Genomic DNA, 13662 nt, shown 5'->3' with positions numbered 1-13662 from the left:
CGGCCCCGCACAACACGGTGTTCACGATCACAGCACGTTCCCGATGGTTTTCGGTCCCGGCAGCGGAAACACTTCCAGTCTTCTAACCAGCGGACACGCAGTCGAATCACGCATCGCGACAACTGCCACTGGCCTGAACCATTCGTTCGAAAGGGCAGGGGTGCAGACGGCCGAGGGAGACGGGGGGTCAGTCCGGCACCGCGAGCTCGAACCACACCGTCTTGCCCGTGTTCCGTCCGGGGCGGGTTCCCCATCGGCGCGAGGAGTGCGCCACGAGCTGAAGTCCGCGGCCGCTCTCGTCCTCGAGGTCGGCGACCCGTTCGCGGGGCGGGTCCGGAAGGGGGTCGGAGACCTCGACCCTGAGGACGCCATCGAGGCCGACGGGGCGCACCAGGCGTACGCCGATGGGCCCGGTGGCGTGCCGCAGGGAATTGGTGACCAGCTCGCTGACCAGCAGTGACGTGACGTCGGCGAGACTGCCCAGGCCCCACTCGCGCAGTCGGCCGCGTACGGCGGCACGGGCCGCGCGGACGGCACCCGCCTCCGCGGGGAAGGTCCACTCGGCGCAGTCGCCATCGGAGTCGATCACGCCGATCACTTCCCAGGCCAGCGAGCTCACCCATGTCCGGTTTCATAGGTTTGATTGGCACATACCCGATATTCACAGGGCAGTACCGTGCGAGCGGGTAGACCATCGGGGAGTTCTCAACGCCGCTCAACGGCGGTCGTGATCCGGCCTGTCAGCCTGTCAGGTCCGTTCCGGGACCTCGGGTCGGCCGTTCGGCCCGTGACTCAGAGCTGCGACTCGGACGTTCCGTCGTCCAGCCGCGTGGCGACCTCCCGGACCGCCGGCACGTCCTGGTCCAGCCAGTCCACGTCCCAGAGTTCCCCGGCGCCCAGCCAGCGCAGCGCGTCGTGATCCTCGAGGGGCTCGGGGTGCCCGGAGCCGGGGAGCAGGCGGGCGGTCCACACATGCAGGACGTAGGGGGGTTTCAGGGGCCACGCCCCCGGCACCCGCTCGAGCACCTCGGCGGCCACGCCGAGTTCCTCCCGCAGCTCGCGCACGAGCGCCGCCTCGGGCGCCTCGCCGGGCTCGACCTTGCCGCCGGGCAACTCCCAGCGCCCGGCCAGTTCCTCGGGCGCACTGCGGCGCGCGGCGAGCAGACGGCCCGCCTCCAACAACGCGGCGCCGACCACGATCCGTTCCGTCATGCGCCGGAGCCTACGGGAGCGCAGAGGCAGTTCAGCGGTCCCCGCCGTCGCCGTTCCGATCGATGCGCTCGACCCAATACAGCTGTTTGTGCCCCCGGCTGTCGAGGCTGTCCGCGATCTTCTGGGCTTCCGCCCGCGTCGCATACCGGCCCACGCGGTAGCGATTGCCGTTGTCGTCCTGCCGAACCACGAGCCAAGGAAGAGTGATCGTGCTGTCGTTCATCGCGCTCCACTGCTCCTTCCCGCCCACGACCGCCCGAGTCCCTCCCCCAGCCTTCGGCCGGGGGGACCCCCATCTCGCTTCGCTCGCGGCCTGTGCTGTGCCCCGCCCGCTAAGGAAACCGCAATCCGCATATGCCCGAGCCTACGCCTAACCTTTACGCAGCGAATACGCCTTTTCACAAAGAGGTACGCAACCAGCCAAGTCGCAGGGGGCGCACGGCGTCGAGTGCGCCGTGTGGAGACGTCGATGCATCCGGTCGCGGGCATGATGGACACGCCTGCAACGACCTGCGAAAACGGCCAGATTGCAACGGCGGATGAGGGGGCGGGAGTTGAGGCTTTGCCGGGGGCAACTGCCGTGAAAGTGTGCGCTACTTCACGAACATGTGCGCTACTTCACCGGTAGGTGATAGGCGACGCGGTAGCGGTCCGCCGGAATGACCACGTCCGCCGTCTCCACCGGACGGCCGGACGCGTAGTAGGTGCGCTGGATGACCACGACGACATGACCGGGGACGCCGCCCAGCGTCAGCAGCTCCTCCGCGAGACCGGGGCGGGCGCCCACCTCCTCCGTCACGTTGTCCACGACGACGTCGATGGCCGCCATGCGCTCGACGACGCCCATGCCGCCGAGCGGGCCCTCCTCGGGCAGCATCACGGGCGTACGGCCGGTGACGGCGAGCGGCTCCCAGGAGGTGGAGAGCATCATCGCCTCACCGGCGTCCCGGAAGAGGTACCTCGTGCACATCACGCGGTCGCCGGGGCGGATGCCGAGCCGGTCGGCGACGGCGACGCTGGCCTCGGCCTGTGCGCTGCTGGACTCCCAGGTGCCGCGCGTCTCGCCGTCGGCCTGCTCCTGACGGAAGGGCGTGGCGCCGGTCGGCGGACGGAAGCCGGAGCGGGAGATCCGCCTGGGCACGGGACGCTCACGGACGTACGTCCCGGAACCGGAGCGGCCCTCGACCAGCCCCTCGGCCATCAGCACCTTGCGCGCCTCGAGGGCGACGGTGTCCGAGACGCCGTACTCCTCGCGGATCCGGGCCTGGGACGGGAGCCGGGTGTGCGGTGGCAGCGAACCGTCGACGATCTTCTTGCGGAGATCACCCGCGACGCGCAGGTACGCCGGCTGCTCACCGAAAGTCACTGGCCGCTCCCATCAGGTTGTACAGACAGCAACAGCGTGGCAACCGTGGGTTGTCCGGTGCAAGCAAAGGCCAGAGAATCACTCGATGTGATGACTTGTGCCGGGGGTGGGCTTTACCCAGGCACTTTCTTTCCGTATAGGGCGCTCTCACACATCGAGGCCGCCCCCACTTCCACCCTCGTCGCCGCTTTCGGAGTCGTCCTCGTACGTCGGCACGGTCGTGTCCAGGCCCAGAGCTTTGCGCGCGGTGACGGTCGCGGCGCCGTCGACGTAGCCGTACGCCTTTTCGTAGTGCGTGTAGAACGTGTCCGCGTCGTCGGCCGCCGCCGCCTTGGCCCACTCCTTGCGGGAGTCCTCCATCTCCGCGAGGAACTCGGTGACGGGCGCCTTGGCATCCTCCGGCCAGGGTGGCGTGCGCAGGTTCTCGATCTGCTCGCCGAGGACGCGGTGGACGTCCTTCGCCCAGGCCCGGTTCGCCGCCAGGTCCTCCTCGGGGTAGGCCTCGGGCTCCTCGTACAGGACGTTGTCGATGTGGTTGGACGCCGACAGGAACCTCACCTGGTACCCGTCGAGGGTCATGTAGTCACGGCGCAGCGACTCGGCCAGGGGCTTGCCGTCCGTGCTGCCGAACATGCAGGTGATCGCGCGGTCGCCGAAGCGCCAGCTCTGCCGGGTCGGCACGAGGTAGTACACCTCCACACCGTCCGGGAGGGCCCAGGCGTCCAAGGCGTAGAGGCCCGCCTGCTCGTAGCACTTGTCGTCCGCGACATCCGCCAGCTCGTCGTCACCGGGAAAGGAGCCGTCCGGCACCTTCACGACGGCCACGACCTCGGCGTCGTGCCGGCCGACGCAGGGCACCTCGTCGACGTCGTAGGTCCGGCCCTGCAGGCTGCCGGTCGAGGAGTTGAAGCAGTCGCCCTTGGCGAGCGCGAAAGCGGTGCCCTCGCCGCTCGCGGCGCCCTTGAAGCCGCCCCAGAAGTCGGAGGCGGCGCCCGTGGACAGCAGCAGGGACCACAGCACGAGCCCGACGCAGGACAGCACGGAGCCGGCGACCGCCATGCCCCTGCCGCGTTCGCCGTTCTTCCTGATCTGCACCAGCGCGATCAGCCCCAGCACCAGTCCCACGGCCGGCACGAAGCAGAGGATGCCGAGGACGAGGGCCCCGATGGCCACGCCGTTGACGGGCACGGAGCGGCCGTAGGCGCCGTAGGGGTGGTACGGGTACGGCCCCTGGGCAGCGGGTGCGCCGTAGGGGTACGGCGACGGGTACTGGCCCTGCGCGTACGGCCCTTGGGGCTGCCCCGGGGGCCCCGGTGGCTGGTGGGGTCCGGGAGGCGGAGGTATGGACACGAGTACCGTGCTCCTGCGTTCGGGCGGCGGTGCCGGGTGGTGGGAACTGGCGTACGACTGGGCGAATCGTAAGCGCGGGGTGGGCGATGGGGGACGTCATGCGGGTCACGAATGCGACGATCCGGGCGGTCAACGGGCTGACGGCGCGGTGGGCGTCGGCTTCCGAGGGCGGCACGGTGTTCTCGGCTGCCGGTGTGTGGCCGCTGCTCGCCTTCCTGGCGGACGGGGCGGGCGGTCCGGCGCGCGAGGAGCTGGCCGAGGCGGTGGGGTTGCCGGCGGACGAAGCGGCGGGCGCTGCGCGGGAGTTGCTGGGCGCGATGGGGGCGATGCGGGGACTCGGCTCGGCGCTCGGGCTGTGGACCAGGCGGACGCTGGAGCTGCGGGAGCGGTGGGAGGCGGGGCTTCCCGCGCAGGCGCACGGGGTGCTGACGGGGAATGCGGAGGCCGACAAGGCGGCGCTGGACGCGTGGGCGGTGAAGCGGACGGGTGGGTTGATCGACGGGATGCCCGTGCAGCTGGACCGGGGCACCGAGATGGTGTTGGCGAGTGCGCTGGCGTTGCGAACGGAGTGGCTGCGGCGCTTCAGGGACCGGCCGACGTTGCCGGAGGCCGGTCCCTGGAGTGACCGTACGCTGCTGGGCCTGTACCGCAGGAGCACGCTGCTTGACCGGGTCGGGGTCGCGGACACACCGGCGGGTCACGTCACGGAACTGAAGGTCCTGTGCGACAACGCGATCGACGTCCATCTGCTGCTCGGCGAGGAGGGGATGACGGCAGGGGCGGTGCTGGGGGCGGGAGTCGGCATCCTGGAGCACAGGCACGCGGTGGTGCCGGGGTCCCGACTGCCCTACGGGGACGCGGGGCCGGGACTGTCGGTGGTGAAGCAGCGGAACACCCGCCCCGTACCGCCGACGCTGGAGGTGGAGACGGTGGCGTTCGACCTGGACGCGCACCACGATCTGCTGGAGTTGCACCGGGTGTTCGGCCTGACGTCGGCCCTGGACACGAGCCGTGGCCACTTTCCCGGTATCGCCGGCTTTCCCCTGGCCATCGGATCGGCCCGGCAGTCCACGATGGCGCGGTTCGGCGAGCTGGGCTTCCGTGCGGCCGCGGTGACGGCCTTCGACGTGGTGGCAGGCAGCGCCCCGCTCCCGGACCGCTGGGTGACCACCACCGTCCGGGCCACCTACGACCGCCCCTTCGGCTTCCTCGCCCTGCACCGCCACTCACGGCTCGTCCTCGCGGCCGGCTGGGTCACGGACCCGGAGCCGTACCGCGAGGACGAGAAGGACTACTGATCCGGGATCAGAACTGAAGCGCCCAGGCGTCGATGCGCCCGGTGTCGTAGCGCGCGTTGTCGCTCACGCGCAGCTTCCACGTGCCGGCCGCGGCCTCCGAGGAGGCGTTCACCGAGTACGTGGTGTTGATGTTGTCCGAACTGCCGCCCGTGCCGTACGACTTCAGCGTGTACGCCGTGCCGTCGGGGGCGATCAGCTGGACCTGGAGATCGCCGATGTACGTGTGGACGATGTGGACCTCGACGGGAAGGGCCGAGGGCGCGTTGCCCGAGACGCCGGAGACCGTCAGCGGGGACTCGGCCGTGGCGTTGTCGCTGATCGCGTAGTCACCGGTGTTCTCGAAGCGCGGGCCGGGCGGGGTGGTCCCACCGCCGCCGACGTGGAGCAGCCGGTTGGGCGAGCCCGTGCCGGGGCTGGTGACGACGCCGGTCGTGGCGGCGGCCGTCAGCGCCGAGGCGACCTGGGCCGGGGTGGCCGAGGGGTTGTCGGCGAGGTGGAGCGCGACCGCGCCCGCCACGTGCGGGCTCGCCATCGACGTACCGGAGATGGTGTTGGTCGCCGAGTCGCTGGAGTTCCAGGCCGAGGTGATGGACGAGCCCGGCGCGAACAGGTCCAGGACCGAACCGTAGTTGGAGTAGCTCGCCCTGGCGTCCGTCGAGGTCGTCGCGCCGACCGTGATGGCCTCGGTGACGCGGGCGGGCGACCTGGTGGAGGCGTCGGTCGACTCGTTGCCGGCCGCGACGGCGAAGGTGATGCCGGAGGCGATGGCGTTGCGTACTGCCGTGTCGAGGGCGGAGTCGGCGCCGCCGCCGAGGGACATGTTGGCGACGGCCGGCTTGACCGCGTTCTGGGCGACCCAGTCGATGCCGGCGACGACCTGGGCGGTCGTACCGGAACCGGAGTTGTTCAGCACGCGGACGCCGACGACCTTGGCCTTCTTGGCGACACCGTAGGCGTTGCCCGCGACGGTGCCGGCGACGTGCGTGCCGTGACCGTGGCCGTCCTGGGCGGTGTTGTCGTTGTCGATGGCGTCGTAGCCGTAGGAGGCACGGCCGCCGAAGTCGCTGTGGGTGATGCGGACGCCGGTGTCGATGACGTACGCGGTCACACCCTGTCCGGCCGAGTCCGGGTAGGTGTACGAGCTGTTGAGCGGCAGGTTCTTCTGGTCGATGCGGTCCAGGCCCCAGGAGGGCGGGTTGGTCTGGGTGGCGTTGATGCTGAACGTGCGGTTCTGGACGACCGAGGCGACCGCCGGGTCGGCGGCGAGCGCCTTGGCCTCCGCCTCCGAGGCCTCGACGGCGTAGCCGTTGAGGGCCTTCTTGTACGTCCGCTCGATGCCGGCGCCGTACCCCTCGACGAGGGTCCGCCCCGCCTTGGAGCTGGAGCGGGCGTGGTCCGCCTTGAGGGTCACGATGTAGCTGTCGGCGACGGCGTTCGCCGCGCCCGCGTACTGGATACGGCCCTCGGGAGCGGCCGCTGCGGGGAGTGCGGAGACGAGGCCCGCGGCGAGGGCCGCGGTGGCCGCCATGCTGAGCGCGGACAGTCTTCGCCGGGTGTCTCTGCGGGAATTACGCATCACTGCCATCTGAGGGGTCCTCCTCGATCGGTGGTGCGCTGGTGGGGGGTGCACAGGTGCATGGAAGTGACGAGAGAGACAGGCACATGTCAATTCCGGGCGTCGCCGCACCTGTGCGTCAGCCGAAAGATTGAGGGCTCCACAGGAATTACACAAGGGCCGTGCACGGCCAACTCGGCCGGACGCACCGGGGCAGGCGAGGACGGCCGGTCAACGGACCGGCCGTCCTCGAACTCTGCTCCCCGGCGCGCCCGGTCAGTTGTCGAACGCCGTGGCGCGCGTGCGCTTCTCCCAGGTCAGGACGTCGTCGCGGACCTGGTCGAGGTGGCCGAGCACGGCACTGACCCCGTCGTCGCCCAACGGCAGCCGCAGCGGGGCGTCCTCGGCCTCCAGCGCCGCCTGAATCAGCGCCGCCGCCTTCGCCGGGTCGCCCTGCTGGGTGCCGTCGCCGCCGGCGACCATGCCGCGGGTCCCGCTCACCTTGGCGTACAGACCGCTGTCCGCGCTGGCCCCGGCCCGGCCCGCCTGGAACAGCGCGGTGCGGAAGGAGCCCGGCTCGACGATCAGGACCTTGATGCCGAACTCGGCGACCTCGTCCGCGAGCCCCTCGGACAGCCCCTCCAGCGCGAACTTCGTTCCGCTGTACGCCGAGAAGCCCGCGAACGACATCTGCCCGCCCATGCTGCTCATCTGCACGATCGCCCCGGAGCGCCGCTCGCGCATGTGCGGGAGCACGGCCCGGGTGAGGGCGACCGGACCGAAGACGTGCACGTCGAAGAGCTCACGCAACTCCTGCTCGGTCGTCTCCTCGAAGGCGCCGACGTGGGTGCGGCCCGCGTTGTTGACCAGGACGTCGATCCGGCCGTGCCGGTCGATCACATCCCGTACGGCCGCCTCCGCGGCACCCGTCTCGGCCACGTCCAGCCGCAGCGCCTCCACCTGGTCGGGGTGCGCCGCGACAAGGTCGTCCAGGCCCTCGGGGCGCCGTACCGCACCCACCACCACATCGCCCTCGGCGAGCGCCGCGTCCGCGATGGCCCGCCCGAAGCCGCTGCTCGCGCCGGTAATCAGCCACACCTTGTTCATGACAGCTCCTCGTATCGCCGTGATGTGGACCAGCCTGCTGCGCCCTGGGGTTGCCCGTCCAAGACCCACGCTGATAACCGATGGTTATGGCTATGGACGTTCATGTACGGGACCTGCGCTACTTCGTGACGGTGGCCGAGGAACTGCACTTCACGCGCGCGGCCGAGCGGCTGTACGTCTCCCAGCCCGCGCTCAGCAAGCAGGTCCGGGCACTGGAACGGCAGCTGGGCGTGGAGCTGCTGCGCCGCGAGCCGCAGGGCGTGACGCTCACCGAGGCCGGCACGGCACTGCTGCCGCACGCCCGGCGGGTGCTGGACGCCTGGTCGGACGGAGCGGCGGCGCTGGAGGCCGCGCGGGCGGCGGCACGCGGCACGCTGGTGGTGGGCATGAGCACCAGTCCGGGACGCGGTGGGCTGCTGCCCGCGATCCGCTCCCGTTTCACCGCCGCGCACCCGGAGACCGTCCTGCGGCTGCGGCAGGTGAGCTGGGAGGACCCGACGGCGGGCCTCGCGGACGGTGGGGCCGACGTGGCCTTCGTGTGGCTGCCGCTGCCGGACGCCGGACGTTACGGCTGGACCGTCGTCGCTCAGGAGCCCCGACTGGTCGCCCTGCCCGAGGCCCATCCGCTGGCCGCCCGCGCGGAGGTCGACTTCACGGACCTGCTCGAGGAGCCGTTCCTCGCCCTGCCGGCGAGCGCGGGGCCGTTGCGTGACCACTGGCTGGCGCTGGAGGAGCGGGGCGGGCGCCTGCCGCGTATCGGGGCGGAGATCGCGAGCACCGAGGAGACGTACGAGGCGCTGGTCGCGGGGCTCGGGGTCTGCCTGGTGGCCGCAGGCAACGCCCCGCTGGTCACACTGGGCTCAGTGGTGACGCGTCCGGTGCGGGGGCTGTCGGCGAGCCGGTATGCGCTGGCCTGGCGGCGCGAGGATGCCGGGCGGCCACTCGTACGGGCGTACGCGGAGGCTTGTCGCCGGGCGGCGGGGCGGGCATGACGGACGGTCATGACGGGGCGGGCATGACGGGGCGGGCATGACGGGGCGGTCATGACGGGGCGGTCATAACTCCCTCGTCGCCCGGGGCGCACGCCCCTTCCGTTGCGGGCTTTACCGGGGTCGTGCCCAGCCGGGCCTGCTCCTCCTCGACGATGCGGCGGGCGAGGGCGATGTCCGAGATGTCGACGGCGTCCGGTGTCGACTCGGCTACCGCGCTGCGGCGGGCGTACGCGTCGAACAGGCGGGTCTTGTTCTCCAGCATCCGCACCAGCCGTTCGTCCACGCCGCCCGTGCACAGCAGGCGGTGCACACGCACCGAGCGGACCTGGCCCATGCGGTGGGCGCGGGCGACCGCCTGATGCTCGACCGTCGGCTTGAGCTGCGGCTCGCAGAGGATGACGACGGACGCGGCCTGCATGTTGAGGCCCACTCCACCCGCCTCGATCTGCGACAGCAGTACGGCATGGCCCGGCGCGGCCGCGAAGTCGTCGACGAGCTGCTGCCTGCGAGCGGGCGGCACGCTGCCCGAAATCGGTCCGAAGACCCGCCCGCTGAGCCGTCCCCTGCCCGGTCCGTCTTCCGCCGGATCCGACGGCTCCGTCGCTCCCGTGGCGTCCGCGAGCGCCAACGCCTCCCGCACGACCGCCAGCACGTCCCGGAACGCGGAGAACACCACGACCTTCAGCCCGTTCTCGGCGGCCTCCGCGGCGATCTCGCGCAGCCGGTCCAGCTTCGCCGAGTGCTTCGGGCGGGCGTACGCCGCCCTGCGCATCGCCATGAAGTTGCCGGCCCGCACGGCCTCGCGGTAGGCCTCCTCGTCCGCCGCGCTGGGCTCCTCCCACTCGTCCGTGTGCTGGAGCGCGGGGAGTTCGGTGAGGACGTCCTGCTGGTTACGGCGCAGATAGACCGGTGCGACCGCCTTCCGGAACGCCTTGGAACCGGCAACCGAGTCGTGCTCGTCGACGGTCTCGGCCAGACCCGGCTGCAGGATCCGGACCAGGCTGCGGAACTCCTCGACGCGGTTCTCCATGGGCGTACCGGTCATGAACAGCACGCGGTCGCAGTGCTCGGCCCACTCGGAGACGGTCCTGGAGCGACGGGTCGCGGGGTTCTTGACGTAGTGCGCCTCGTCGACGACGAACATGCCCAGCTCGCCACCGCCCGGCACCGGAAAGCCGCGCAGGGCGTCGAAGGTGGTGACCGCGACGCCGCCCCGGCCCTTCCAGTCCGCGAACGCCTCCTGCCGATCGGGCCCGTGCAGCGGTGTCACGGTCAGTGCGCTGCGCTTCTCGATCTCCCGGGTCCAGTTGATGAGCACGCTGGCCGGGCAGACCACCATGAAGTGGCTCTGTCCCTCGGCGGCGAGGTGGGCCAGCGCGGCGATGGCCTGGATCGTCTTGCCGAGCCCCATCTCGTCGCCGAGGATCGTCCGGCGCTGGGCGAGGGCGAAGCGGGTACCGAAAGCCTGGTAGCCACGCAGCGAGACCCGGCGGTGGGTGTCGTCGAGCGTCTGGTTCCTGACCCGCTCGGCCACCTCGTCCGGCAGGAACCCCTCGGCCGCCGCCGGGTCGGGGGCGCGGCCGGAGAGCTCGGCGAGCAGGCCGTAGTAGTCGGCGGAGCGCAGCTCGAAGTCGACCAGGGCGGCCACTTCGGACTCCGGGCGGCGCAGCAGGTCGACCGAGGCCTGGGCGAGCAGCTCGGGCACGCCGTCCTGTTCGGCCTGCTCGGTCAGGGCGCGGATCTCGGCGACGGCCGTCAGCGCCCGGTCCCGCCTGGCCTGCCCGGCGAACAGCATGCGCAGCCGCCCGGCCGCCGGCCCGGCCTCGGCCAGCAGCGGGCCCAGCCGCTCGGTCAGCGCCTTGGCCGCGTCGACGGCCCGGCGCGCCTCGTCGCCCGCCTCCACCAGCACGCCGAGCGCCATCACCAGTGCGGTGGTGCGGGGCTCGGGCCGGTCCACGTCGATGTGTACGGCGATGGTGTCCCGTACGGCGTCGGCGATCCGCCGGGCGGCGGCCACGGTCTGGTCGGCGGTCTGCTGTCCGACCCCGGGGAGCTGGCGCAACCGGTACGGCCCGGCGTCGAGGACCTGCCCGACCGTCCGGAACCCGCCCTTCTCCACCTCGCCCAGCCGCAGCCTGCCCTCGGTGACGTCCTTGAGCCGGGCGACCGGGATGACGTCCAGCTCGCGCCGCGCCAGGTCGTCATGCATCGGCTCCAGGGCCTGCCGTACGGCCGCGACGGCCCGCGCGTGGTCATCGGCCACCGCCTGTGCCGCCTCGTTCAGCCGCCCGCCCCGGGCCACCGCCTCCCGCTCATTCCGCCCCATCGCGCCCCGGCCCCTTCCCGCCCCTCTCGTCGCGTCCTTGGCATCCTGCCATCCACGGCGCGCCAGGTCGTGTCCGCAAAGTCCCGTCGTCCGCCGGGCGGGGCGAGAGCGCGTGCCAGGCGTCGCGGGGCAGGCGGGACTTTGCGGACACGGCCTAGCTTCTCGTGATCTGCGCGAGGATCGATCCGTCCGTGATCTGTGTGTCGGCGGCCAGCAGGAACGCCTTGCTGAGGATCAGCGAGAGCCGGTCGTCCTCGAACGGCAGGAACACTCTGCCGCCGTCCTTGTCCCGCTTGTCCCGTGCCGGGACGACGCACAGGTAGCTGCCGTCCGGTTCCATCAGGATGTTGGCCGAGCCGAGGTGGATCCGGTACGTGCGCAGGTCGCCGCGGACGACCAGGAAGCGGCCGTCGAGCGAGCACCGGTCGGCGATCGTCAGCCGGGGCAGGATCCGCTCCAGGGCGTCGCGCCGGGATGCGGCGCTCTCGGTCAGTTCGGCGAAGCCGGCCCTCTCCCAGTAGGCGCGCCCGGGGCCGGCGTCGGTCCAGTCGGGATCGGCGGCGATCGAGGTCACGCCGACGAACAGGTCGACGTCCCGCATCGCCTCGCTGAACACCAGCGGGGGCACGTCCGCGAGCGGCGCCTCACGCCAGGCACCCTCGGCCCGGCGGGCGAAGCGGACCTGGTCGGTCGAGGCCAGTTCGTCGCCGTCGGCCCAGTCGTACCAGGTGTGGAAGAAGCGCACCTGCCACTCCCCCGCCGCCAGGGTGCGCTCGGCCGCGTCCCCGTCCCCGTCGTCCCAGGGGCCGAGCCGGCCGCTCGTCCAGCCCCGGGCGCGGAACAGGGCGAACATCCTGCGGTAGTGGACGAGGTGTGCGGCGAAGCGGTTGGAGTGGACGCGGGTCTCCTCCTCGGCCGGGGTGAGGAGGTAGATCTCCCGGAATGCCTGCTTGAACGGCTGCCGGATCCGCCGCTCGGTGAGCAGGTCCCGCCAGGCCCGCACGGTGTCCGGGGCGGAGCGCAGCGGGTGCCAGAGGCGTACGGAGGCGTCGTCGGGTGCGTCGGGCAGGTCGCCCGCCTCGGGCAGCACTGCCTGCCACTCCCCCGGCGCGACCTCGATCTCCCAGATCAGGCGGCGAACGAGGGGCCGGGCCTGCGGATGTCCGGCCAGCTCGGTGCGCCACCAGCCGTACGGGTGCACGGCGTCGACCGTGAAGCCGCCCTCCAGCGCGCGGGCGAGGGTCACGAGTTGGGCGTTCACCCGCTTCACCAGCTCGCGCAGCTCCTTGACGAGGGCGGCGTGGTCGCGGCGGACCGGCGCGGGGAGGCTGCGCAGCGGGCGGCCGTCCTTCTCCCAGCTCAGCGTGGCGTTCTCGGCGACGGTGACGACGGCCTCGTAGTCGCCGGCCTTCCTGCGCAGCACACCGTCATCACCGAACCCCAGCCTCGGCAGCCGCAGCGCCACCTCGGTGCGCTCGGCGAGGGCCGCCTCGACCTTCTTGAGCATCTTGTCGAGCTGCTTGGGGACTCCGGCGTGCCGGACGTTCCCGCGCACGGTCCGTATCGCGGTCACCAGCTCGGGTGTGGGGAAGTCCTGTGCGGCACGGACGAGTTCGTACAGGAGCGCCTGTGACGGCACCGTCCTGGCCGGCGCCGGGGCGATGGCGACGCCGGGCAGCAGCCGGTCGAACAGCTCGGGCAGCCATGGCTCGTCGCGCAGCAGCGCCACCCGGGCGGCCTGCCCGAGCGAGACGACCTCACGGTCCGTGAACGCCTTGTCCGCCCGGTAAGGGATCTCCCCCGCCCGGATCGCGTCGGTGCGGTCGGCCGCGGCTTCCAGGGCACGGCGGGCGAACGCGACGTACGCCGGGGTGTCGGCCGCACTGCGCCAAACGCCGGTGAGTGACGGCGACGGCGAGCTGAATCTGTCGCTCCGGTCGATCCCGGACAGCCGCGCCCGCTCGGCCGGGCCGAGGGCGGCGATGACGGCGATCTCCTCGGCGACGACGGGGCCGACGTCCTGCGAGAGCCGCGCCTTTGCCACCCGCAGGGTCGCGGCGTCCGCGAGCCCCGCGACCGCGAGCAGCGCGTACGGCTGTCGCACGGTCTCCTTCGCCAGCAGCAACTCGACCAGTCGGCGGGCCGGTTCGGACACGTCGGGCAGCGGACCGGTGCAGCACTCCAGCGTGGCCAGGCCGAAGGTGAGGTCCGCCCAGCCGCGCTGCTCGGCCGTCTCGACGAGCATCTCGAACAGCCGGCGGCAGACGTCCGGCGTGTAGCGCGGCTGCCGCTCCCTGGCCGCCTCCTCGATCGCGCCGCGAAGTCTCGTCGTCGCATGCTGTTCCGAGACGTCCACCTGGTACGTCTCCACGAGCAGGCCGCCGAGCTCCTCGGCGGAGACCTGCGAAAAGTCGGGGTGCGGAGCGTCCCTCTCGTAGTCCATGCGGGGATCATGG

General features: G+C 71.8%; 11 protein-coding genes. 2 read left to right on the top strand and 9 right to left on the bottom strand.

Annotation, left to right across the window (positions count from 1 at the left end):
* Window positions 1–187: 187 nt before the first annotated feature.
* From ACZ7M7_RS09875 to ACZ7M7_RS09855, 5 genes are all read right to left on the bottom strand, one after another.
* A complete protein-coding gene (locus tag ACZ7M7_RS09875; RefSeq protein WP_383603314.1) occupies window positions 188–619 on the bottom strand; it encodes an ATP-binding protein in 432 nt (143 codons plus the stop codon).
* Between the two features lie 173 nt (window positions 620–792).
* Window positions 793–1212 carry a (deoxy)nucleoside triphosphate pyrophosphohydrolase gene (locus tag ACZ7M7_RS09870; RefSeq protein ID WP_383628126.1) on the bottom strand — a complete coding sequence of 140 codons (420 nt, stop codon included), beginning with the start codon at window positions 1210–1212 and terminating at the stop codon, window positions 793–795.
* 31 nt (window positions 1213–1243) lie between these two features.
* The gene (locus ACZ7M7_RS09865; RefSeq protein WP_383603319.1) at window positions 1244–1435 is read right to left on the bottom strand and encodes an SPOR domain-containing protein; all 192 of its coding nucleotides are present in this window, start codon (window positions 1433–1435) and stop codon (window positions 1244–1246) included.
* A gap of 390 nt (window positions 1436–1825) precedes the next feature.
* Complete coding sequence (locus ACZ7M7_RS09860) at window positions 1826–2578, bottom strand: GntR family transcriptional regulator (protein ID WP_383603321.1); 753 nt, start codon at window positions 2576–2578, stop codon at window positions 1826–1828.
* 147 nt (window positions 2579–2725) lie between these two features.
* The gene (locus tag ACZ7M7_RS09855) at window positions 2726–3928 is read right to left on the bottom strand and encodes a DUF4190 domain-containing protein (protein WP_472114605.1); all 1203 of its coding nucleotides are present in this window, start codon (window positions 3926–3928) and stop codon (window positions 2726–2728) included.
* A gap of 98 nt (window positions 3929–4026) precedes the next feature.
* Between ACZ7M7_RS09855 and ACZ7M7_RS09850 the strand changes: the two genes are divergently transcribed.
* A complete protein-coding gene (locus ACZ7M7_RS09850) occupies window positions 4027–5226 on the top strand; it encodes a serpin family protein (protein ID WP_472114602.1) in 1200 nt (399 codons plus the stop codon).
* Window positions 5227–5233: 7 nt separating this feature from the next.
* On the opposite strand, the gene ACZ7M7_RS09845 is transcribed toward ACZ7M7_RS09850, so the two are convergent.
* A complete protein-coding gene (locus ACZ7M7_RS09845) occupies window positions 5234–6811 on the bottom strand; it encodes a S8 family peptidase (protein ID WP_472114599.1) in 1578 nt (525 codons plus the stop codon).
* A gap of 246 nt (window positions 6812–7057) precedes the next feature.
* Complete coding sequence (locus tag ACZ7M7_RS09840; protein ID WP_472114596.1) at window positions 7058–7888, bottom strand: oxidoreductase; 831 nt, start codon at window positions 7886–7888, stop codon at window positions 7058–7060.
* 86 nt (window positions 7889–7974) lie between these two features.
* Between ACZ7M7_RS09840 and ACZ7M7_RS09835 the strand changes: the two genes are divergently transcribed.
* Window positions 7975–8880 (top strand): LysR family transcriptional regulator, encoded by a 906-nt coding sequence (locus tag ACZ7M7_RS09835; RefSeq protein ID WP_383603334.1) that lies wholly within the window; start codon window positions 7975–7977, stop codon window positions 8878–8880.
* A 49-nt stretch (window positions 8881–8929) separates the two neighbouring features.
* Here the strand turns inward: ACZ7M7_RS09835 and ACZ7M7_RS09830 are convergent, their stop codons facing one another.
* Window positions 8930–11206, bottom strand: coding sequence for a DEAD/DEAH box helicase (locus tag ACZ7M7_RS09830; protein WP_472114593.1), 2277 nt, complete (start codon window positions 11204–11206; stop codon window positions 8930–8932).
* A 154-nt stretch (window positions 11207–11360) separates the two neighbouring features.
* Window positions 11361–13649 (bottom strand): DUF4132 domain-containing protein, encoded by a 2289-nt coding sequence (locus ACZ7M7_RS09825; protein ID WP_472114590.1) that lies wholly within the window; start codon window positions 13647–13649, stop codon window positions 11361–11363.
* Between the last annotated feature and the right edge of the window lie 13 nt (window positions 13650–13662).

It is taken from the genome of Streptomyces sp. NPDC111606 (assembly GCF_055656945.1).
Note: the sequence above shows the minus strand (reverse complement) of the source record. Positions and strands in the feature narration are given on the sequence as shown.

Bases quoted from the DNA above. Each gene is read 5' to 3' on its own strand.
- ACZ7M7_RS09870 (WP_383628126.1), bottom strand. From the start codon at position 1,212: ATGACGGAACGGATCGTGGTCGGCGCCGCGTTGTTGGAGGCGGGCCGT.
- ACZ7M7_RS09865 (WP_383603319.1), bottom strand. From the start codon at position 1,435: ATGAACGACAGCACGATCACTCTTCCTTGGCTCGTGGTTCGGCAGGAC.
- ACZ7M7_RS09850 (WP_472114602.1), top strand. From the start codon at position 4,027: ATGCGGGTCACGAATGCGACGATCCGGGCGGTCAACGGGCTGACGGCG.
- ACZ7M7_RS09845 (WP_472114599.1), bottom strand. From the start codon at position 6,811: ATGGCAGTGATGCGTAATTCCCGCAGAGACACCCGGCGAAGACTGTCC.
- ACZ7M7_RS09840 (WP_472114596.1), bottom strand. From the start codon at position 7,888: ATGAACAAGGTGTGGCTGATTACCGGCGCGAGCAGCGGCTTCGGGCGG.
- ACZ7M7_RS09835 (WP_383603334.1), top strand. From the start codon at position 7,975: ATGGCTATGGACGTTCATGTACGGGACCTGCGCTACTTCGTGACGGTG.
- ACZ7M7_RS09830 (WP_472114593.1), bottom strand. From the start codon at position 11,206: ATGGGGCGGAATGAGCGGGAGGCGGTGGCCCGGGGCGGGCGGCTGAAC.
- ACZ7M7_RS09825 (WP_472114590.1), bottom strand. From the start codon at position 13,649: ATGGACTACGAGAGGGACGCTCCGCACCCCGACTTTTCGCAGGTCTCC.